The organism is Micromonospora sp. WMMD558, assembly GCF_049315255.1.
GTDB lineage: Bacteria > Actinomycetota > Actinomycetes > Mycobacteriales > Micromonosporaceae > Micromonospora.
In genome coordinates, this window is record NZ_CP186061.1 from 4,560,689 (window position 1) to 4,581,237 (window position 20,549).

16 protein-coding genes are annotated in these 20,549 nt (G+C 71.6%); 7 read left to right on the forward strand and 9 right to left on the reverse strand.

What is annotated here, in order from left to right:
- Nucleotide 1 precedes the first annotated feature (1 nt).
- Nucleotides 2-3,937, forward strand: a complete 3,936-nt coding sequence (locus tag ACN26Y_RS21610; protein ID WP_422733411.1) for a CHAT domain-containing protein — start codon at nt 2-4, stop codon at nt 3,935-3,937.
- A gap of 142 nt (nt 3,938-4,079) precedes the next feature.
- Here the strand turns inward: ACN26Y_RS21610 and ACN26Y_RS21615 are convergent, their stop codons facing one another.
- Nucleotides 4,080-5,129 carry a zinc-dependent alcohol dehydrogenase family protein gene (locus tag ACN26Y_RS21615; RefSeq protein ID WP_422733412.1) on the reverse strand — a complete coding sequence of 350 codons (1,050 nt, stop codon included), beginning with the start codon at nt 5,127-5,129 and terminating at the stop codon, nt 4,080-4,082.
- Between the two features lie 234 nt (nt 5,130-5,363).
- Between ACN26Y_RS21615 and ACN26Y_RS21620 the strand changes: the two genes are divergently transcribed.
- The 5 genes from ACN26Y_RS21620 (at nt 5,364) to ACN26Y_RS21640 (ending at nt 8,871) form a co-directional block, all read left to right on the forward strand.
- On the forward strand, nt 5,364-6,185 hold the full coding sequence (locus ACN26Y_RS21620) for a basic amino acid ABC transporter substrate-binding protein (RefSeq protein ID WP_422733413.1): 822 nt from the start codon (nt 5,364-5,366) through the stop codon (nt 6,183-6,185).
- A 67-nt stretch (nt 6,186-6,252) separates the two neighbouring features.
- Complete coding sequence (locus ACN26Y_RS21625; protein WP_155332041.1) at nt 6,253-7,047, forward strand: amino acid ABC transporter permease; 795 nt, start codon at nt 6,253-6,255, stop codon at nt 7,045-7,047.
- A gap of 5 nt (nt 7,048-7,052) precedes the next feature.
- Nucleotides 7,053-7,892 (forward strand): amino acid ABC transporter ATP-binding protein, encoded by an 840-nt coding sequence (locus tag ACN26Y_RS21630; RefSeq protein WP_422733414.1) that lies wholly within the window; start codon nt 7,053-7,055, stop codon nt 7,890-7,892.
- A gap of 77 nt (nt 7,893-7,969) precedes the next feature.
- Entirely contained in the window at nt 7,970-8,410 is a 441-nt protein-coding gene (locus tag ACN26Y_RS21635) for a VOC family protein (protein WP_422733415.1), read from the forward strand.
- Nucleotides 8,411-8,484: 74 nt separating this feature from the next.
- Nucleotides 8,485-8,871, forward strand: coding sequence for a DUF2267 domain-containing protein (locus tag ACN26Y_RS21640; RefSeq protein ID WP_155332044.1), 387 nt, complete (start codon nt 8,485-8,487; stop codon nt 8,869-8,871).
- Between the two features lie 117 nt (nt 8,872-8,988).
- Here the strand turns inward: ACN26Y_RS21640 and ACN26Y_RS21645 are convergent, their stop codons facing one another.
- A complete protein-coding gene (locus ACN26Y_RS21645) occupies nt 8,989-9,546 on the reverse strand; it encodes a winged helix-turn-helix domain-containing protein (RefSeq protein ID WP_422733416.1) in 558 nt (185 codons plus the stop codon).
- Between the two features lie 331 nt (nt 9,547-9,877).
- On the opposite strand from ACN26Y_RS21645, the gene ACN26Y_RS21650 reads away from it, so the two are divergent.
- The gene (locus tag ACN26Y_RS21650) at nt 9,878-14,245 is read left to right on the forward strand and encodes a S8 family serine peptidase (RefSeq protein WP_422733417.1); all 4,368 of its coding nucleotides are present in this window, start codon (nt 9,878-9,880) and stop codon (nt 14,243-14,245) included.
- 100 nt (nt 14,246-14,345) lie between these two features.
- Here the strand turns inward: ACN26Y_RS21650 and ACN26Y_RS21655 are convergent, their stop codons facing one another.
- The 7 genes from ACN26Y_RS21655 to ACN26Y_RS21685 all read right to left on the reverse strand — a co-directional run bounded on the left by ACN26Y_RS21655 (nt 14,346) and on the right by ACN26Y_RS21685 (nt 20,347).
- Nucleotides 14,346-14,861, reverse strand: coding sequence for a winged helix-turn-helix domain-containing protein (locus ACN26Y_RS21655; protein WP_422733418.1), 516 nt, complete (start codon nt 14,859-14,861; stop codon nt 14,346-14,348).
- A gap of 445 nt (nt 14,862-15,306) precedes the next feature.
- Entirely contained in the window at nt 15,307-17,538 is a 2,232-nt protein-coding gene (locus tag ACN26Y_RS21660; protein WP_422733419.1) for an esterase-like activity of phytase family protein, read from the reverse strand.
- Between the two features lie 118 nt (nt 17,539-17,656).
- Nucleotides 17,657-18,010: a VOC family protein gene (locus tag ACN26Y_RS21665; RefSeq protein ID WP_422733420.1), complete on the reverse strand. Its 354-nt coding sequence runs from the start codon at nt 18,008-18,010 to the stop codon at nt 17,657-17,659.
- Nucleotides 18,011-18,107: 97 nt separating this feature from the next.
- Nucleotides 18,108-18,455 (reverse strand): hypothetical protein, encoded by a 348-nt coding sequence (locus ACN26Y_RS21670; RefSeq protein WP_366601635.1) that lies wholly within the window; start codon nt 18,453-18,455, stop codon nt 18,108-18,110.
- Nucleotides 18,455-19,648, reverse strand: coding sequence for a WXG100 family type VII secretion target (locus tag ACN26Y_RS21675; RefSeq protein WP_422733421.1), 1,194 nt, complete (start codon nt 19,646-19,648; stop codon nt 18,455-18,457). Before ACN26Y_RS21675 ends, ACN26Y_RS21670 begins: the two co-directional genes overlap by 1 nt.
- On the reverse strand, nt 19,645-19,959 hold the full coding sequence (locus ACN26Y_RS21680) for a type VII secretion target (RefSeq protein ID WP_422733422.1): 315 nt from the start codon (nt 19,957-19,959) through the stop codon (nt 19,645-19,647). Before ACN26Y_RS21680 ends, ACN26Y_RS21675 begins: the two co-directional genes overlap by 4 nt.
- Entirely contained in the window at nt 19,946-20,347 is a 402-nt protein-coding gene (locus tag ACN26Y_RS21685) for a YbaB/EbfC family nucleoid-associated protein (RefSeq protein ID WP_155332051.1), read from the reverse strand. Before ACN26Y_RS21685 ends, ACN26Y_RS21680 begins: the two co-directional genes overlap by 14 nt.
- Nucleotides 20,348-20,549 lie beyond the last annotated feature (202 nt).

Genomic DNA, 20,549 nt, shown 5'->3' on the forward strand with positions numbered 1-20,549 from the left:
CGTGAGCGAGCCGTCGCTCGACGATTGGATCGCCCACCTGACGGCGCTCGTTTCGGATCCCCCGCCCGACGCCGACGTCGCGCAGCTGACCGCGATGCTCGGGCAGGCGTACCTGGAACGCTACGAGCTCGATCCGGACGACGATGTCCTCTCCGCCGCCATCGCCAACCTGGACTCCGCATTGGCCGCCGTCCCGGAGCACGACCAGACGGTGAACTGGCTGTGGGCGCTCGGCACGGCGTACGCCGAACGGGCCCGGCTCACGGACGCTCGGGCCGACCACGAGCGGGCCGTCTCCCACCTGACCGCCGCGTACCAGGGACGGCCGCCGGACGACCCCGAGCGCGACGTCGTGGCGGTGGAGTTGCTGGAGACGATCTGGGACCGGCTCCGGTCGCGGTGGCTGGACGACGGACGGACCCCGCAGGCCGCCGCGGCCGACGCGCACGAGGCGGTGACGGCGATGGAGGCCGTCCAGGTCAACCCGGCGGCCACCGACCTGGCCGCCTACGCCCAGCTGCTCCTCGGGATGGGGCTGCTGGCCCGGTACGACGACGGTGGGGAGCGGGAGCCGGACCTGGACCGGGGTGTCGCCGCGCTCTCCGCCGCCCTCGACCAGCTCACGCCGGACACCACCCCGTACTTCGCTGTCGCCTCCGCCGACCTGGCAGCGGCCTACCTCGAGGTGGCCGGCCTCCGGAAGGACCGGGCCTACGTGCAGTTGGCCGTGCGCTCGGCGGAACGCGCCCTCGCTGCCTGCGGGCCCGATCAACCGGGCTGGCTCCGCCTCCACCACAGTCAGGCCACCGCGTACACCGCGCTCTGGGACCTCGACGAGGATCCGGCCGACTTTGCCCGGGCGATCGCCTGCTGGCGCACGATTCGCGACCACGATCCTGATCCAAGCATTTTGGTCAGCCTCGCCGAGTTGCTGCACAGCGGAGCGATCAGGACTGACGACCCGGCCGGGCTCCCCGAGGCGATCGCGCTCTTCGAGCAAGCCCTGTCGCCGACCGAGGATCCGGGACCGGTGTGGCGGCAGCTCGGGGAGGTCCATCGGCTGAACTGGCAACTCGCCCGCGCACCGGGCAGCCTCGACGCCGCCGCTCGATGTCTGGACCAGGCCCTCGCCATCGGCGGCACGGCCGAGGACATCCTGGCGGCACACGCCGCCCGGGTGGTGGTCGCGAACGAGGCGCTGGAGCACGACGTCGCCCGGGACGACAGCTCCGCGACCTCCAGTCTTCGCCAGTTACGTCACGCGCTGGACGAGGCGGACGGCGCGTTGGATGACGACCATGCCGCCACAGCCCACCAACGTGGCGTTCTCGCCGCCGTACTGGTCTACGCCGAGTTCTCGCACTTCGGTGAGGCGGCGGACCACGTCGATCTGCCGAGACTGCGCCACCTGCTCGCGGTCGGCCGGGCGATCGGCGATGATCCGCCGCCCGGCTTCGCCGGGTTGCTGGACGCGGCGGAGGGGATACTGGAGCAGTATGCGGATTCCAGTACGGCGAGCCGCGACTCGGACGGCATCACGGCCCTGCTCCGGGCCGGCAAGGACGAAACGTTCGCCAAGGCCCACGGCGACCGCCTGCGAGCGATCCTGCCGTTCGCCCTGCAGGCCAGGGCCGCCGGCACGGGCGACCTGCGGGGCTACCGCGCCGCCCGCGCTCTGGCCGGCGACCTCGCGGTCAACTCCGGCGACAAGGGCCCGGCCGCCGCGTTGGTCGCCGAGTCGGCGGTGCTGTCGGCGGCGATGGAGGCGGCCAGGCTTGGCTCGGAAGGCGACCTCGACGGCATGCGCGAGGCGCGCGACCGGATGCTCGCGCTCTGGCGCCGGCTCGGCCCGTCGCGCAACCGGGCCCGGGTGCTGGGACCGGTCGTCCAGGCCTGCCAGGACATCGCCGCGGTCATCACCGGGGAGGGGCAGGTGCGGCCGCAGCCACCGCCGCCCCTGCCCGCCGGGCCGCTGACACACCTCACGCTGGCCACCGCGGTGGTGACCGGAACCACTCAGGTGGCCGCCGCCGTCCGGCGCGGGGACCTTCTCCTTCTCCGGCGCTGGGCCGATCACCTGGCCAAACTCGCCGGCCGGCTGGAGCCGGGGCACACCGTTCGGTTGGCGGCGCTGACGCTCGCCGCACGGGCCGAACTCGCCCAGGCGATCGGGCTCGGGGACCGCGCCGCCGCCGCCCGCGCCGCCCGCCTGATGGGGGAGGCGGCGACGGAATCCGGCGGGCCCGAGCATCCCCTGTGGACCGGGATGATCCGCGATCAGGCGCAGGCGCTGCGCCGGGCCGGCGACCCGGATCGGGCCCGGACCCGGCGGCTCGGGCTCGCCGCCCTGCACGGGCACGCCCGGAAAGTGCTCCTGCAGGCCGGCACCGACCACGCCATGGACACCGCCCGCGAGGCCACCGCCGACGCGACCACCGTGGTGCGGTGGTGCCTGCAGGACCAGGCTGACGAGGACCTGGTCACCGCCCTGGACGCGGGACGCGGCCTCGTCCTGCACGCCGCCACCGCGTCCCGCACGGTGGTCGACCTGCTCAGGGACGCCGGGCGGCCCGACCTCGCCGAGGAGTGGCGGCAGACCGCTGGTTTGGGGCGCGACCAGATCACCGGTGACGTCCTCGGTGCGGTCCTCTCCGCCGGCGAGGTTCCCGACGACCTGCGACCGCGCGTGCTGCGTGCCCTGGAGAGCGCCGGTGTGGCCATCGAGGGCCCACTGGCGCAGGTCCGTGTCGGCGAGATCCGTGAGGCGCTGACCGAGTTGGAGGTGGATGCGCTGGTCTACCTTGTCCCGGCCGCCGAACCGGTGCCGGGTCTGGCTGTCGTCGTACCCGCGGCCGGGGAGATCGACGTGGTCGAGCTCCCCGATCTCGTCGTCGGCGACAACTCACCGGTCCAGAAGCTGCTGCACGCCGCTCTGGGCAGAGGTGTCACCGGCCGAGGACGGGACGCCGGGGAGCGGGACGCCGGACCGGTCGGCGGAGCGGCTGCGCCGCTGGCGGGCGCCCGGATCGACGATCTGTGCCGGTGGGCGTGGCGGGCGGCCATGGCCCAGCTCGTCGCCGAAACGGGAGCGATGCGGACCACGCGCCCGGCCCGGCTGGTTCTCATCCCGATGGGTGTCCTCGGCCTCGTTCCCTGGCACGCCGCCTACCGGAATACGCCGTCCGGCCGTCGGTACGCCGTGCACGACCTGATCATCTCCTACAGCCCCTCGGCCCGGATGCTGTGCGCTGCGGCCGCCCGACCGGCCCGTCCGGTCCGGTCGGCCCTCGTGGTCGGGGACCCGCTCGGCGACCTGCCCTTCGCCGGCGTCGAGGCACGCGCGATCCACCAGCGGTTCCATCCCGACGGTCGGTACCTCGGTGGACCCGCCGAGGGCCCGGACGGGATCGCCCATCCGGACAACGTGCTGGAGTGGATCCGGGCCGTTCAGTCCGGTCCGTCCCTGCTGCACCTCGCCTGCCACGGCCGTGTCGATCCAACGAGGCCGGCGGACTCTCACCTGATGCTGTCCGGAGGGCAGCTGCCCGCGCGGCAGTTGCTCGAGGTGTCCCGAATCGCCGCGCTCGAGCTCGGTCAGGTGTTCCTCGCTGCCTGTACGACGAACCTGACCGGCGGGAATCACGACGAGGCCTTCAGCCTGGCCACCGCCTTCCTGGCAGCGGGGGCCCACACGGTCTTCGGGTCCCTGTGGTCGGTGCCGGACGTCGGCACGTCACTGCTGATGTACCTCGTGCATCACTTCGTGTACGAGGAGGGATGCCCGCCGGCGGAGGCACTGCACCGGGCCCAGTTGTGGATGCTCGATCCGGACCGGAAGCCACCCCACGGTATGCCGGCCGAACTCGCGGCCCAATGTGGTCGTCGGGACAACGCGGAGCCGCTCGCGTGGGCCGCCTTCACCCATCTCGGGAGATGACCACTCAGCGACGACGATGACCGTGACCAGGCGTTGGCGTTGACGGACACCGAGCCGCCCGGCGTCTCTGCCGCGACCGGCGTGGGCCGGGGGGTGATGCCGCCGTCTGGGTTGACGGTCTTCAGGGCGGGTTGTGCGGCTCTCAGCGAGGGTCGATGAGGCACATCCCGCCGGGGCCGGGCCGATCCATCGTCGCCAGCGCCTCGGGCACCTCGGCGAGGCCGATGGTGCGGGTGATCAGGTCGGCGGGGCGCAGGACACCCGAGGTGACCAGCCGCAGCAGCTCCGGGTAGGCGTGCGCGGCCATGCCGTGGCTGCCCAGCAGCTCCAGCTCGTACGCGATCACCAGCTCCATCGGCAGGGCCGGGCGGCCCTGGGCCGGGGGGAGGAGCCCGACCTGCACGTGCCGTCCGCGCCGCCGCAGGCTCTCGATCGAGGCGGTGCAGGTGGCGTGACTGCCCAACGCGTCCAGCGACAGGTGGGCGCCGCCGCCGGTCGTCTCGCGGACGGCCGCCGCCACCGCGCCGGGCCCGGCGAGGGCGCTGCCGTCCAGGCAGACGCTGGCCCCGCAGCTCCGGGCCAGGTCGAGTGCGCCCGGGGCGATGTCGACGGCCACCACCTGCGCGCCGCACGCCGCCGCGATCATCACCGCGGACAGCCCCACTCCACCGCAGCCGTGCACCGCCACCCACTCGCCCGCGGCCACCCGTCCCTGGCCGACCACGGCCCGGAACGCGGTGGCGAAGCGGCAGCCGAGGGCGGCCGCGACCGGGTGGTCCAGCTCGTCGGGGAGGCGGACCAGGTTGACATCGGCGTCGCGCACCGCCACGTACTCGGCGAACGACCCCCAGTGGGTGAATCCGGGCTGCGTCTGCCGCTCGCAGACCTGCTGGTCGCCCGCCTGGCAGGCCGGGCAGCGCCCGCAGGCGCAGACGAAGGGCACGGTGACCCGGTCGCCGGCCCGCCATCCTCGTACGCCGGCGCCGACCGCCGCGACGACGCCCGCGTACTCGTGGCCGGGGACGTGCGGCAGCCGGATGTCGGGATCGTGGCCGTGCCAGCCGTGCCAGTCGCTGCGGCACAGTCCGGTCGCCTCGACCCGGATGACCACGCCCCCGGCCGGCGGCTCCGGGTCCGGGACGTCGCGGACCTCGGGCCGGGCACCGAACTCGTCGAAGATCACCGCACGCATGCGCGCATCCTCACACGCCCCGGACCGGCGGCCCGCGCTCGCCCCGCCCGGGTCGGCTGCCGTCCGGATGTGTCCAGAACGCCCGGTTCACCGAGTGTGACGGGTAACGCTCCGGCCAAACGACCGCCGTGATCTTGGTGCGACTTCCCGGATCGAGGTAGCGTCGCCTGTCACACACGTACGTGCAGAACGCTGGCTGCCCGTCACACGGGGGCTGAATCGGAGGGACGCAGCGTGACTTTGCAGAGGTCGGTCCGCAAGGCAGGACTCGTCGTGGCGGTCGCCGCGCTCGCTTTGAGCGCCGCCGGTTGCGCCAAGAAGGACGAGAGCGAGGTCCAGGCGAACGGGGTCAAGCTCATCGAGAAGGGCAAGCTGACCGTCTGCACGCACCTGCCGTACGCGCCGTTCCAGTCGAAGGACGCCAGCGGCAAGGTGGTCGGGTTCGACGTCGACGTGATGGACCTGGTCGCCAAGGAGCTGGGCGTCGAGCAGACGATCGTCGACACCCCGTTCGAGGGGATCAAGTCCGGCCAGGACCTGAACACCGGCAAGTGCGACGCGGCCGCCGCCGGCATGACCATCACCGAGGAACGGCAGAAGGTGATGGACTTCTCGGATCCGTACTTCGACGCAACCCAGGCGCTTCTGGTCAAGACCGGCAAGCCGTACAAGTCGCTCGACGACCTCCGGGGCAAGAAGCTCGGCATCCAGGCGGCCACCACCGGCCGTGACTACGCCAAGAAGTTCGAGCAGGAGAAGGGCCTCCAGCTCGTCGAGTTCGAGGACCTCGCCGCCCTGCAGCAGGCCCTCGCCAACGGCCAGGTCGAGGCCGCCGTCAACGACCTGCCGGTCTGGACCGAGTACATCAAGGAGAACCCGGGCGGGTTCGAGGTGACCGCGGAGTTCGACACCGGCGAGCAGTACGGGTTCTCGGTGAAGAAGGACGGCAACCCGGAGCTGCTCAAGAAGATCAACGAGGTGCTGACCAAGGCCCGGCAGGACGGCTCGTACGACACGATCTACGCGAAGTGGATCGGCAAGCAGCCGGCCAAGTGACCGAACCGGGTGGCAGGAGGGCGCGCGCGTGGCGCGCGCCCTCCGCGTGGGCGAGGAGCATCGAATCGTGAAGCTGCGACGCCGCCAACGGGAGCGGCTGTCCCTCTGGCTGCAGTACCTGGCCTTCGTCGCCGTCCTCGCGGCGGTGGTCTACGCCGCGGACTGGGGCAGGCTGCGCGACGCGTTCTTCCGCGTCGACATCATCGAGTCGATGTTCCCGACGATCATCACCGTCGCCCTGCGGAACACGATCCTCTACACGTTGGGCGCGTTCGCCTTCGGCCTGGTGTTCGGCACCGTTCTCGCCCTGATGCGGCTGTCCCGGGTGGCTCCGTACCGCTGGGTGGCGACGGCGTACATCGAGCTGTTCCGGGGCCTGCCCGCGCTGCTGGTGCTCTTCCTCGTCGGGTACGGCATTCCCATCGCCTTCCCGGAGCGGGAGATCCCGGGCGGCGTGTTCGGTTCGATCGCGATCGGCCTCGGGTTGACCGCCGCGGCGTACATGGCGGAGACCATCCGGGCCGGCATCCAGGCGGTGCCGAAGGGACAGATGGAGGCGGCGCGCACCCTCGGCATGTCCCACTTCACCGCGATGCGCACCATCGTCATCCCGCAGGCGTTCCGGATCGTGATCCCGCCGCTGACGAACGAACTCATCCTGCTCACCAAGGACTCGTCGCTCGCCTACGTGCTGGGCGTGACGGCGTCGACCATCGAGATCACCAAGTTCGGCCGGGACACGCTGAACGACCGGGTGAACGCCACGCCGCTGCTGGTGGCCGGCTTCACCTACCTGATCATCACCCTGCCGCTGTCCCAGGTGGTACGGCGCCTCGAACTCCGCTACGCCAAGGCCCGGTGACCCGCATGACGACAACCCGATCCCGGCCCGCCGTCGAGATCCGCGACCTGCACAAGTCCTTCGGCCCGCTCGAAGTGCTCAAGGGCATCGACTTCGAGGTCGGCCACGGCGAGGTGGTCTGCGTCATCGGGCCGTCCGGTTCCGGCAAGTCGACGCTGCTGCGCTGCGTCAACCTGCTGGAGGAGCCGACCGCCGGCAAGATCTGGGTGAACGGCATCGAGATGACCGATCCGGACGTCGAGATCGACTCGGTACGCCGCGGCATCGGCATGGTCTTCCAGTCGTTCAACCTCTTCCCGCACCTGACCGTGCTGGACAACCTCACCATCGCCCAGCGCCGGGTGCTCCGGCGCCGCCGCGCCGAGGCCGAGCGGATCGCGCGGGAGAACCTGGAGCGGGTCGGCCTCGCCGACAAGGCCGGCGCGTTCCCGGCTCAGCTCTCCGGCGGGCAGCAGCAGCGCGCGGCCATCGCCCGGTCGCTGTCGATGGAACCCGAGCTGATGCTCTTCGACGAGCCGACCTCGGCGCTCGACCCGGAACTCGTCGGCGACGTGCTCACCGTCATGCGGACGCTCGCGGAGGACGGCATGACGATGATGGTGGTCACCCACGAGATGGCGTTCGCCCGGGACGTCGCCGACCGCGTCGTGTTCATGGACGGCGGCGTCGTGGTCGAGCAGGGACCGCCGCAGGAGGTGCTCGGCGCGCCGCGGCACGAACGGACCCGCTCCTTCCTGTCGCGCGTCCTCGACCCGACCCACGTCGCGCAGCTGGGGCAGCCCGGCCAGTCTCCCGAGCCCCCGGAGCCGCCGCGCCTGCCGGCCGACGACCGCCACAACCTGTGACGGCCGGACGGCCCTGAGGGGGTGTGCGGGCGTCTCCGGCGGGTACGCCCCGACCCGGTCGGACCGGGGAGGTACGGATGGCCAGCGAGGCGCCGGACTACTTCCAGCCCGAGGGCGGGCTGGTGCTCACGCATCTGCTGATCGTGCGGGACGTGGACCGGTCACGGGAGTTCTACCGGCGGGTGCTGGGAGCGACGGTGGTGCGGGACCGCCAGCCGGCGATCCTGCGGTTCCACAACAGCTACATCGTGCTCAACGACGAGGGCGGGCCGACGGACGACAAGCCGGACGTACAGGCCCAGGCGCCGCCGGACCCGCGCACGCTCAGCGGCGCGATGAACATCCGGGTCACCGATGTCCACGCCGTCTACGAGCAGTGGCGGTCGCGGGGCGGGGAGTTCCTCACCGAGCCGAAGGACCACGGCGTCGAGATCCGGTGCTACCTGCGAGATCCCGACGGCTACCTGATCGAGCTCGGTCAGGGCACCGGAATCCTCGCCGAGATGGGCCGGGCCTGATCCCGGGACGACCCCCGCCGTTTGTGACCGGTGGCTCCGGGTAGCCAGCCGCGTTCCAGACGGAAGGACGGGGCATGGCTGAGCTGCAGTTCTTCGAGAAGGTCGCCGCACGGGCGGGCGTTGCGTCGGACACGGCGCGATCCCTGACCGAGGCCACCCTGCGCACCCTCGCCGAGCGGATCAGCGGTGGCGAGGCGGCGGAGCTGGCCGACCACGTCGCGTACGAGCTGCGCGACTGCCTGGTCAAGGGCACGGAGGAGCCGGAGGTCTTCGCGTACGACGAGTTCCTGCGGCGGGTGGGGGAGCGCGCCGGGGTGGATCAGGACCTCGCAGAGCGGGGCGTCGAAGCCGTCCTGCAGACCCTGCCCCGCGTGGTCGGCCACGGCGAGTTCGAGGACGCGTTGGCGCAGCTGCCGACGGAACTGCAAGCCCTGGCCCAGCCGGTGCCCCGGGAGCCGTGACCGGGGCCGGCAGTAGCCGGCCTGGCTCGGCCACCCCCGCGCGGCCCGTCCGTTGATGGTCTGACTGCCGGCTGGATCAGCACACCCGGGAACACGCTCGCCCTCGTCAGGCAGGCGTCATGCTCCGCTCACCTTCGGTTCGTGGTGCTCGCTCAGCCGGAACCCCACACCGCGCACGGCGTCGATCGTCACGCCGGTGCCGAGCTGGTTGAGCTTGCGCCGCAGCCGCTTCACCAGGGACTGCACGTCCGCCTTGCGCTGCAGCCCTTCGTCGTGCCACACCGACCGGTGCAGCGCGGTGTAGGTCCAGACCTGGATCGGCTCGGTGGTCAGGCAGGCCATCAGGTCGTGCTCAAGTCTGGTCAGGACGATCTCCCGGCCCCGACAGCGCACGGTCGATCGAGCTGAGTCGAGAAGCAGCGTGTCGTCGACCGCCTCGGGCGCGGTGGCGGCTGCTCCCGGCGTGGACGACGCCGTCGGCGGCTGCCGTGGAGCCGTGATCAATCTGCGGAGCTCGTCGAGATCGGCCACCAGCAGGAGCGGCGCGACGCCGTCGAGGCGTTCTGCGAGCCGGATCCGCTCGGCCGGCGACGACGTCACCGCGATCACCAGCGGGAAAGCTTCCCCGGGCGGATCGGACCCGCCCGGCACCGTGCGTTCGTCGTGCGCCCCCACAGCACCCACCTGGAAACGAAGGGCAGATCCTGCCCAACGTCGTCATGTGCGTGACAACAATCGGCAGCGCTGCCCTCAACCCATCAACTGTTAGCGACAAGTTGCTTACCGCACGTGCTTGATCGTCCTTTCTTTTCGATCATAGTGTCCAGACGGGCAGCCGGCGTGACCCGCGCGGCGCCTGGGGGCAGCAGGGGGGGTCGGTCCGGTTCATCCGAACGGCAGAGGCGCCCTGCACCCTCCACCATGGCTCATCCGATCCTGGGTCGTTCTGGAGGAGGCAGCACCGATGTTCAGACGTCCACACAGGAGGCGCGTCGCCAGATCACTGGTGAGCGCCGGCGCGGCGATGGTCCTCGTCGCGACAGGCTTGGTCACCACCGGCGGGGGCGCGCAGGCCGCGCCGGCGGGGGCAGGGGCGGCCGCACCAGCCGACAAGATCCGGCCGGAACTGGCGAAACAGTTCCAGGCGAAGAGCGAGGGCGACTTCTGGATCCGCTTCACGGACCGGGCGGATCTGGGCCCGGCCGGCGCGGTCGAGGACTGGGCCGAGCGGGGCACCGCGGTCGCGGACGCCCTGAAGAAGACCGCCGCCGAGAGCCAGGCCAAGGTCCGGGCCGAACTCGACGGCGCGGGCGCGAAGTACCAGACCTTCTGGGCGACCAACGCCATCAAGGTCAGCAGCGGTTCCCTGGCGATGGCGCAGAACTTCGCCGCCCACGCCGAGGTCGAGGGCCTGTACGCCCCGGTCGACTACAAGGTGCCCGAGGTCACCGACGGGGCCGACGAGAAGACGGTGAACGCCCTCGAATGGGGCATCGCCAACATCAACGCCGACGACGTCTGGTCCCGGTACGGCGTCAAGGGTGCGGGCATCACGGTGGCGAACATCGACACCGGGGTCCAGTTCGACCACCCGGCCCTCGTGGCCTCCTACCGTGGCAACAACGGGGACGGCACGTTCGACCACAACTACAACTGGTTCGACGCCGCCGGGACCTGCGCCGCCGCGCCCTGTGACGGCGACGGCCACGGCACCCACACGATGGGCACGATGGCCGGCGCCGACGGGGCGAACCAGATCGGCGTCGCACCGGACGTCAGGTGGATCGCGGCGAACGGCTGCTGCCCCAGTGACGCCGCCCTGGTCTCCTCCGGCCAGTGGATGCTCGAGCCGACCGACCTCAGCGGCCAGAACCCCGATGCCAGCAAGCGTCCGAACATCATCAACAACTCGTGGGGAACCCGGACGCCGTCCAACGACCCGTTCATGGAGGACGTCACCAACGCCTGGGCCGCGTCGGGCATCTTCGGCACCTGGTCCAACGGCAACAACGGCTCGGCCTGCCAGACCAGCGGCTCGCCGGGCAGCCGGATCGGCAACTACTCGGCCGGCGCGTACGACGTCAACAACAACATCGCCAGCTTCTCGAGCCGGGGTGCCGGGCAGGACGGCGAGATCAAGCCCAACATCGCCGCCCCCGGCGTGAACGTCCGGTCGAGCGTTCCGGGCAGCGCGTACGCCAGCTTCAACGGCACCTCGATGGCGGCACCGCACCTCGCGGGCGCGATCGCGCTGCTGTGGTCGGCGGCGCCGGCGCTGGTCGGTGACGTCGCGGCCACGCGCGCACTGCTGGACAACTCGGCCGTCGACAAGGCGGACGCCCAGTGCGGCGGCACGACCGACGACAACAACGTGTTCGGCGAGGGCCGGCTGGACGCGCTCGCGCTGCTCGACACCGCCCCGATCGGCGACACCGGCACCCTGGCCGGCACCGTGACGGACGCGGGCACCGGCAACCCGGTCGCGGACGCCACGGTCACCCTGACCGGTCCGGCCAGCCGCCAGCTGACCACCGGGAGCGACGGGACGTTCTCGTCCCTCCTGCCGGTCGGCGACTACCAGGTCGCCGTGACGGCCTTCGGGTACGCGAGCAGGACGGTGCCGGCGACGGTCACCGAGGACGCGACGACGACCGTCACCGTCGCGCTGACGGCGGTACCCAGCGTCACCGTCAGCGGAACGGTCACCGACGGCTCCGGACACGGCTGGCCGCTCTACGCGAAGGTGACCGTCGAGGGTCCGTCCGGTGTGTCGGACTACACCACGCCCGTCAACGGCCGGTACAGCTTCAGCCTCCCGGCCGGGGCGACGTACAGCCTGAAGGTCGAGCCGCAGTACCCCGGCTACCAGACGGTGACCGAGGAGGTCGTGGTCGGTTCGCGCAACGTGGTCAACAACGTCGCCGTACCGGTGAAGATCACCGCGTGTACGACGGCGCCGGGATACCGGTACGGCTCGGACGGCGAGTACGAGACGTTCGACGGCACCGCCGCGCCGGCCGGTTGGTCCGTGGTGGACCACGCCGGGACGGGTCAGGTCTGGAAGTTCACCGACGACGGCGACCGCGGCAACCTGACCGGCGGCACCGGCAACTTCGCGATCATCGACAGCGACGACTACGGGACCGGTGGGCGGCAGGACACCTCGCTCGTCAGCCCGGTCGTCGACCTGACCGCCGTGACGGCACCCGTGATCCGGTTCAACCAGGACTTCAACCACCTGGGCCCGGACCGCGCGGATGTCGACCTCAGCATCGACGGCGGTACCACCTGGACCAACGTGCTCCGGCAGGCGGCCGACGTCCGGGGGCCGCGGGTGACCGACATCCCGATTCCGCAGGCCGCGGGCCAGGCGGAGGTCCGGGTCCGGTTCCACTACTACGACGCCTCGTTCGAGTGGTGGTGGCAGGTCGACAACGTCCTGATCGGCAGCCAGGTCAGCTGCGAGCCGGTCAACGGCGGTCTGGTGCTCGGCCACGTCCGGGACCGCAACGACAACGGCTACGTCAACGGTGCCACGGTCACCAGCGACGACCGGCCGGCGGAGAAGGCGACCACCGTGGCGACCCCGGACGACCCCGGGGTGGCCGACGGCTTCTTCTGGATGTTCTCCTCGCTGACCGGCACGCACCCGTTCACGGCGACGGCCGGCAACTACGTCAGCCAGCGCAAGCAGGTCGACGTGCAGGCCGACTGGGCGACGGCGGTCACCTTCCGGCTCGCGGCCGGACGGCTGTCGGTGCAGCCGGCGGCGGTGAGCGGGACGGTCCGGATGCCCACCGGCAAGGTCAACAAGACCTTCACCGTGACCAACACCGGCGGGGCGCCCGTCACCGTCGAGTTCGCAGAGCGTGACGGCGGATTCGAACTCCTCCGGGCCGACGGGTCCCGGATGAGCAGGCAGCAGGTGCTCGGGTCCAGCGGCGCAGCGGAGCAGCGGCTCACCGTGCCGACGTCGTTCGCGGCGAGGGCGTCCGGCATGTCGGCGTCGGGTGCGTCGGCCGCAATCGGCCCGCAGGCCGAGCCGTGGACGGACGTCGCCGACTACCCGGCGAACGTGATGGACAACCGGGTGGTGAACCTGGACGGCAAGGTGTACTCGATCGCCGGCGGCAACGGATCGGCGTCCACGACGAAGAACTTCGTCTACGACCCGGTCGCGTTGGCCTGGTCGCCGATCGCCGATCTCCCGGGTGCGCGCAACGCCATGACGGTGGGCGTCCTGGACGGGAAGATCATCGCGACCGGCGGCTGGGGGACGTCCGGCCCCGACGCCACCACCTGGTCGTACGACCCGGCGGCGAACTCCTGGTCGGAGCGGGCCGACAACCCCGCGCCGCGGTCCGCCGCCGGGCAGGCGGTCGTCGACGGCAAGCTGTACGCCATCGGTGGTTGTACGACGGCGAGTTGCACGCCGATGTCGAACGACGTCCTCCGGTACGACCCGGCCGGCGACCGGTGGGAGACGCTGCCCGACTACCCGAAGTCGGTGGCCTTCCTCTCCTGCGGCGGCATCGACGGGGTCGTCTTCTGCACCGGCGGCAACGACGGGTCCGCGGCGCAGAAGGCCAGCTACGCCTTCGACCCGGCCGCCAACACCTGGACCGCCGTCGCTGACGCGCCGGCCGACAGTTGGGCCAGCTCGTTCGCCGTGGCGAACGGCAAGCTGCTGGTGGTGGGCGGTGTGCAGGCCGGTGCCATCACCAACGCCGGCTTCGCCTACGACCCGGGCACCAACGCCTGGTCCGACCTGCCGAACGCCAACACGGCGCGGTACCGCGGTGGCGCGGCGTGCGGCTTCTACAAGGTCGGCGGCTCGTCCGGCCAGTTCAACGCGACGCCGGACAGCGAGGCGCTGCCCGGGTTCGAGGAGTGCGCCGAGGGTGCCGCCGACGTCAGCTGGATGACGATCGACAAGACGGCGGCCACGCTGGCGCCCGGTGAGAAGGTCACGGTCACCGTCGGGATGACGGCGAACGTCGACCAGCCCGGCACCTACTCCGGGTCGGTGTCGATCAAGGAGAACACGCCGTACCCGGTGCCGCCGGTGTCGGTGACGATGACCGTGCAGCCTCCGACGACCTGGGGCAAGTTGATGGGCACGGTCACCGGAACGAGCTGCCAGGGCGCCACCGCACCGATCCCCGGTGCGGTGGTCCAGATCGACTCGTGGGCGATGTCGTGGACGTTCGCCACCGACGCGCAGGGCAGGTACGCCTACTGGATGGACCGTCGGAACAACCCGATGACGATGATCGTCGCCAAGGACGGCTGGAAGCCCCAGACCCGTCAGACGAGGATCAACACCAGCACACCCACCGTGGAGGACTTCGCGCTGTCGCCCATCCGCTGCTGACTCGTGACCGGTTGTTGACACATCCGGCCCGCCTGGTTTCGACCGGGCGGGCCGGCCACCTTCGACGGTGGGATGGTGGACCGTGGCGGGGGACGGGCGGTCAGGTCGGGGCGAGGCGGTAGCCGACCCCGCGGACCGCGTCGATCGTCGCCGTGGCCCCCAACCGGGTCAGCTTGCGGCGTACCCGGCGCACCACCGAGTGCATGTCGGAGCCGCGGCCGAGGTGCGCGTTGCCCCAGACCTCGAGGTGCAGCCGTTCGTAGGTCCAGACCTGACCCGACGCGCCGACCAGGCACAGCAGGAGATCGTGCTCCAGCGGAGTCAGTTCGATCTCGCGATCCAGCCAGCGCAGCACCCGGCGGTTGGAGTCGATGGTCAGCACGGGTGGCGGTGGCTCGGCCGCTTCCTCGACGGTCTCGGCGATCAGGGCCGGAACGGGAGTGGTGGCCGTCGCGGCGTGGGGCGTCCCGGGCATGTCGAGGAACTCGCGTGCCTGGTCGACGCTGGAGACGATCAGGAACGCCTCGGTCCCGCCGAGCAGCTGTGCGAGCTGTCTGCGTTCGGCCGGCGAGGATGCGATGCCGATTACCAGGGACGCGGCCGGAATTCTCGGCATCGCCGCCCCCTTTCCGCCCCATCCACTCAGGACAATTTCCGACGTCCTCGACCAATCGTGCGGATGCCCTGTTTCACTCCTATTTCGATTCGATGACCAATGGTTGCGGTCAGGCATCGAAATTGGCTGGCCTGCGGGTGGCGGGGACCGACGGACGTGGCCCCGAGCCTGGTCGGATCGGCTCGACGTCTGCTGGAGTGGCGGGTGTTCCTCGGGATTTCCACAGTCTTCAGGGGTTGCCGGCCGGGTTTCCGGGTTCTTCGTCGGCTTATCGCCGAAGGGCTGATCAAATTGCCTAGATAGTAGTGCACTTCGATGTGTCGGACAATGTCCCGGCCTCCGGCGGTCGCCGGGGCCGGTGTTCCGGTGGCGCCGAACGGACCAGGGCGTCCACCGGCCGCGGGAACCGACCGAGGGACGCCCTGATCTCGGAGGCGGGAGGGACCTACCGCAGGCCGGGCACGTCGAGGACGATCAGCTCGGTGTCGTCGGCCCGGCCGGGGATCCGGCCGTCGTTGCCCGGGAAGTTGTTGTCGTTGGCCACGAGCACCCGGTCACCGGCCAGCGGTAGCACCGACTCGACGGACTGGAGCGGAAAGGAGAAGAGCGCTCCGACGCCGTACTCGCCGGGCCGCGCCGGCGTGGAGACGCCGTCGGGGTCGGCGATCCGCATCAGGTCCACGGCGGTGCGGCGGGGAAGCGTCCCGTCCGCCGCCGCGGCGTCGAGGTCGGTGACCACCAGCCGCTTCACCAGCGACTGGGGGCCCATCGCGTTGTCCCGCTCGATGAGCAGCAGCCGCCGACCGTCGAGCAGCGCCGCGTCCCCCACGACGAGGGACGCATCGTCCACCCGGAACGACCACGTGCGGCCGGTGTACCGGTTGGCGCGGACGTCGAACTCGTACACGACGCGACGACGCTGGTCGGGGTCGTCGGTCTTCGCCCCTTCGAGGATCGGGTAGAGGGTCCACCCGTCCCGGCTGGCCGCCATCGCCTCGAAGCCGCGGCTGGCCGGAACGGTCGGCGTCTCGCCCCGGGCCAGGTCCGGCGACTGCGGGGACCTGGCCCCGTCCGGCAGCGGAATCGGCGCCTGGAGCACCTTGCCGGTCCGGTCGGTGCGGATCAGGTACGGGCCGAACTCGTCGCCGATCCACAGGTCGCCGCGGGCATCCCGGGCGAGCGACTCGATGTCGAAGTCGGCGCCGGTCAGCAGCCGGTCCGCGGTGCCGTCGTTGACGATCGGGAAGGGCACCTTCCGGTCCGGGTCGCGAAAGCTGAGGAAGCCACGTACGAGCACCTCGCCGGTCCGGTACCGGGGCTCGATGTCGTACGCCCGCAGCAGGAAGTCGGCCGAGTTGTTCTTGGCGCCGAAGCCGTTGTCCGGCATGGCGAGCAGCCGGCCGCCGGAGCGGTCGCCGGGCCGCAACGGGATGACCGCGGAGAAGCCCGGGACGGGCTGGCCCGGGAACGGCGGCGTGACCCCGTTCACCGGCGTGGGCGCGAGCTGCGTGCCGGAGACCGGACCCGGCTGGTACGCGGTGGCCGACAGCAGCGCCCGGTCGGTCAGTTCCGGCTCCGGCCGCAGCGCGACGCTCAGCGCGTACACCCGGGTGGTCTGGGCCGGGTTGGCGTTGTCGTCGGAGACGAGATAGAGCAGCTGCCGCCCGCCGGGCAGCCGGCCACCCAGCGCCATGCCCTCGACGTTGTCCAGCAACGGATTCGGCTGCGGCTGCTTGGCGGTGGCGCCGGACGGCGGGCAGTCGACGACGTCCACCAGGAGTTGCTTGCCCAGCCAGGCGCGCGGATCGGTCAGCGCGGCCAGGGACTCCACGCCGGACACGTCCGGCACGCCGGTGGCGGAGACCCGGTACACCCGAACCGTGTTGCCGACGCCGGCGGTGAAGCCACGCTCCAGGGCGAGCAACTGGTCACCGCCCAGCGCCACCAGCTCCACCAGACCCAGCCCCGGGTCCGTGCGGTACGCGTACTGCGTGGTCGGGGTGTAGGCGCGGCCCTCGCGGCCGTCGTACCGGAGGATGCGCTGCAGCCCGCGGCCCTGGCTGTCGCGGCCGTCGGCGGACAGCGGCCCCTCCATGCCGGCGTAGAGCACCCGGTGGTCGGGCGTGGCGGCGAGCGCCTCGAAGGTCTGGTTCGCCGCGGCCTGACCGGCGGGCGCGACCCGGAACCGGGCCGGCACCTCGAACATCGCGGTCTGCCGCCCGTCGGAGAGCCGGAACCGCCGGATCGACGGCTCGGATTCCGAGCTGGCCAGGATGCTGCCACCGCGCTCCGCGACCAGGCCCTCGCCGTCGAAGTCCGCCCCGGTGTACGGCGTCCCGTCCGGACGCTTCAGCACCGTGACACCGCGCACGCCCACCGAGACGCCACGCCGGTCCGTGGCCAGGTCCAGACCGTACACCCGGGCGGGTGTCGTGCCGACGTTGTCCACGAGGGCCAGCGCGCCGGAGCGGCCGGTCAGCGCCAGCGCGGACAGGCCGGACACGCTGGTGTCCTGGAAGGTCGCCTTGTCGAGGCGGTCCGAGAAGCCGACCAGAGAGGCGTCCATTCCGCAGGGCGCGCCACGGCGTACGCCGTCGTGGCCGGTCCGGTCCGCGGCGACCGCCGGGCCGGTCGAGAGGAGCACGAACGCCGTCGTGGCGAACGCTGCCGCCTTCACGCGTGTCGAGGAGGTTGTCACAGGTCGATGGAAACCACCGCCACCCGCGTACGCGCGACGGCCGGCCGAACGGTCCGTGAAAAGCGTGTGACCAACCCGGGATGGGTCGTGGCGGTCGTCAGAGTTCGTACGCCCTGGCGTGGCGCGGCTCGTACAGGCCCAGCTCGCCGCCGCCGGGCAGCCGGAGCACGGTCATCAGCCCCCAGCCCTCGTCGCTGACCGGCTGGGTGAACTCGACCCCCTTGGCGGTCAGGTCGGTAACGGTCGCGGCGACGTCGTCGCACATCAGGAAGAACTCGTGCGAGGTGGATTCCGCGGGGTGCACCGCGACCTCGGCCGGCGGCAACTTGAAGATCAGCCACCCGCCGCCCGCGTCGACGTGCGGATAGCCCAGCACATCCCGGAAGAAGGCCCGGTCCGCCTCGGCGTCCCGGCTGTAGATCACCACGTGCGCGCCATTGATCACACCCACGACCATACCCAGGCGTACTCGCCCCGGGTGTGGTCTCGTTGGACTGGATGTTGGAACCCTGCCAGCCACACCGGCCAGGAGATGTACGGCCCTCCGGCTACCTGGGGTCCACGCGTCGGGGGAAGCTGTTCGGGTAGGCGAGGTAGGTCGCGTCTACCAACTCCTGTAGACGATGGATGACAGCCGTCTTGTGCTCGGTGTCCGGCAGTTCGCGCTCGCCTGCCGCAATCAGGCCGTCGCGCCAATGGCCGATGATCTCGTGCTGAACACGGGTCGGCATGTCCGCGACCCACAGTGAACCGAGGTTGTTGTCGATGATCTCCTGGAGACTGTCGGCGGCTTGACGGTCGGAGAGACGCGAGATCAGGAACTCCAACGTCCAATCGAAGAGCCCACCCGATGCCGTCCAGTCGACTCCGGGCTTGAGCACGATGAGACCAGCCATCAATCCCCCACGATGAAGACCCGCGGACCCAGGTTCCGGTCCGCTATGAACTGCTTGAGAATGGCGATCTGCTCAGGCGAGAACCTGGAGACGTCGACCGGCACGAAATCAGCCTTGTCCAGGTGCCGCTGAATCTGGTACTGGAGCTGGGGCCACTGCCGGTCGAAGAACTGGCTTGGGAAGTTGCCGACAGCATCATAGGTGCGACCAGCGCCGTCGACCCAGTCGGCCGACGAGTCCGCCGGGGCGCGGCTCAGCGTGACGCCGAGTTCCCGCTCCAGCCTGACCGCCGTCTCTGCTTCGCCTGGTCGGAACCGACCGGTCGCCGGATCCATACCGAGCTCTCGAACGCGCTGCTCGTCGCCTACTCCCGTTGGAGAGGGCTCGCGAGGAACTTCAGGGTCTGGCGGACCCTTGCTCGATCCGGTCGGGCCGGACCTGAGCCGGCTGAGGGCCTGCTTGAGTTTTTCGATGAGGCCGGCGAGGCGGCGGATGTCGGGGATGAGGCGGCGGAGGCTGGTCAGCAGGGCACGGAGCAGTTTCGCGATGCGGGCGGCCCAGGACGCCACCGTGGTGGTGACCTGTTCGACGACCAGTGGTGCCGCCAGCCCGCCGGTGGCCAGGAGTTCGACCGCGTACACGGTCAGCCGCGAGACGCAGGTGGCGATGGCGTCGCGGACCAGGAGCCGGACGGCGGCGACCAGGCCGGCGCTGCCCTCGGTGATCGCGGCCATCGCGTCGGCGCCCGCGGCCAGGCCGCCGATGGCCTGCTGCTGCTCGGCGGCCCAGGTGCGGTAGGCGGGGCCGGCGGCACCGCCCCAGCCGGCCACGTCGGTGCGGACCGCGCGGGCCAGGTCGGCGGCCTCCTCGCGGAGCGACGCGGCGACGTTGCGCCACGTCTGGGCGTGGGCGGTGATCTGGGCCGGGTCGCCGGCGAGCCAGTCGAGGGCCGCGCTGAGCGGTCTGACGTGTTCGATGAGCCAGGCGATGCCGTACTGGAGCAGGGCGCCGGCGGGGTCGGAGACGAGGGCGAGGGCGTCGAGGCCGGCGCTGACGACGCCGAGGCTGCCGTCGACCCAACTCCCGGTGCGGATGCCCTGGGCGACGAGTTCGATGTCCTCGCAGATCCAGACGCCGGCCCAGGCGCTGGGCGGGGTGTCGGCCGCGGTGGCGACCAGGGGGCTCGCCGTCACGGGCGGATTCGGTCCAGCTGCCGGGAGGCGCGGGCGTCGGAGGCCCGGTAGCGGTCGGCGCTGGTGCGGAGCCGGTCGGCGGTGTCGCGGACGGATCCGGCCGCCGTGCCCACGCCGTCGACGAGGACGCGTTGCAGGCCGTCGAGCAGGGCCGGCATGACCGCGCAGAGCTGCCCGTACGCGTCGGCGCCGAGCCGGACGTGCTGGCCGGCGTGGCCGGCGGTGTCGATGCTGTCGGCCTGGCGGTCGAGGCGGGCGGCGTGCACCCTCAGGTCGTCGGGGTCGACCTGGATGCCGTCACCGGCGGGCATCCGGTGAACCCGGGTCGGTGTCCCGCCGCCGGCGGTACGAGTCGACGACCGCCTCGGCGGCCGGGTCCCCGTCGCCGAGGGTGTCGGACGCCGCGGCGGTGACCTGGCGCAGCAGGTCGGCGTGCGCGGCCCGGGTGGTCGCCAGGATCTGCTGAGCCGTGCGGGCCGCGGACTGCTGCCGGACACGCTCGTCCAACCACAGGTCGGTCAGGGAGCCGGCGGCGTCGACGGTGACCTCGACCATCCGGTCCGGACTGGACGCGGTGCCGGTCAGCGCCCGAACCCGCTCCGACAGGGCTTTCGCTTTCGCCGCTCGGTCGGCGACGGCCGACTCCCACTCGTCGAGCCGGCGCCCCGCCGCGTCCAGCGCAGCCTCGTCCGCCCACACACGACCCTCCCCGGGACCCACCGAACAACGGCACACCCGGCACGCCGGCACACCGACCGCCGAGGTCGCCGCCACGTTACCAACCGGTCGCGCTGCGTGCCGTCCCGTGCGTGTTGCGGCCCGGGCCGGTGGGTTCGGCGCCGAGGACGGCGTCCCGCACCCGCACGAACGCGTGCGGGACGCCTCAGCGGCGGACCCGGAT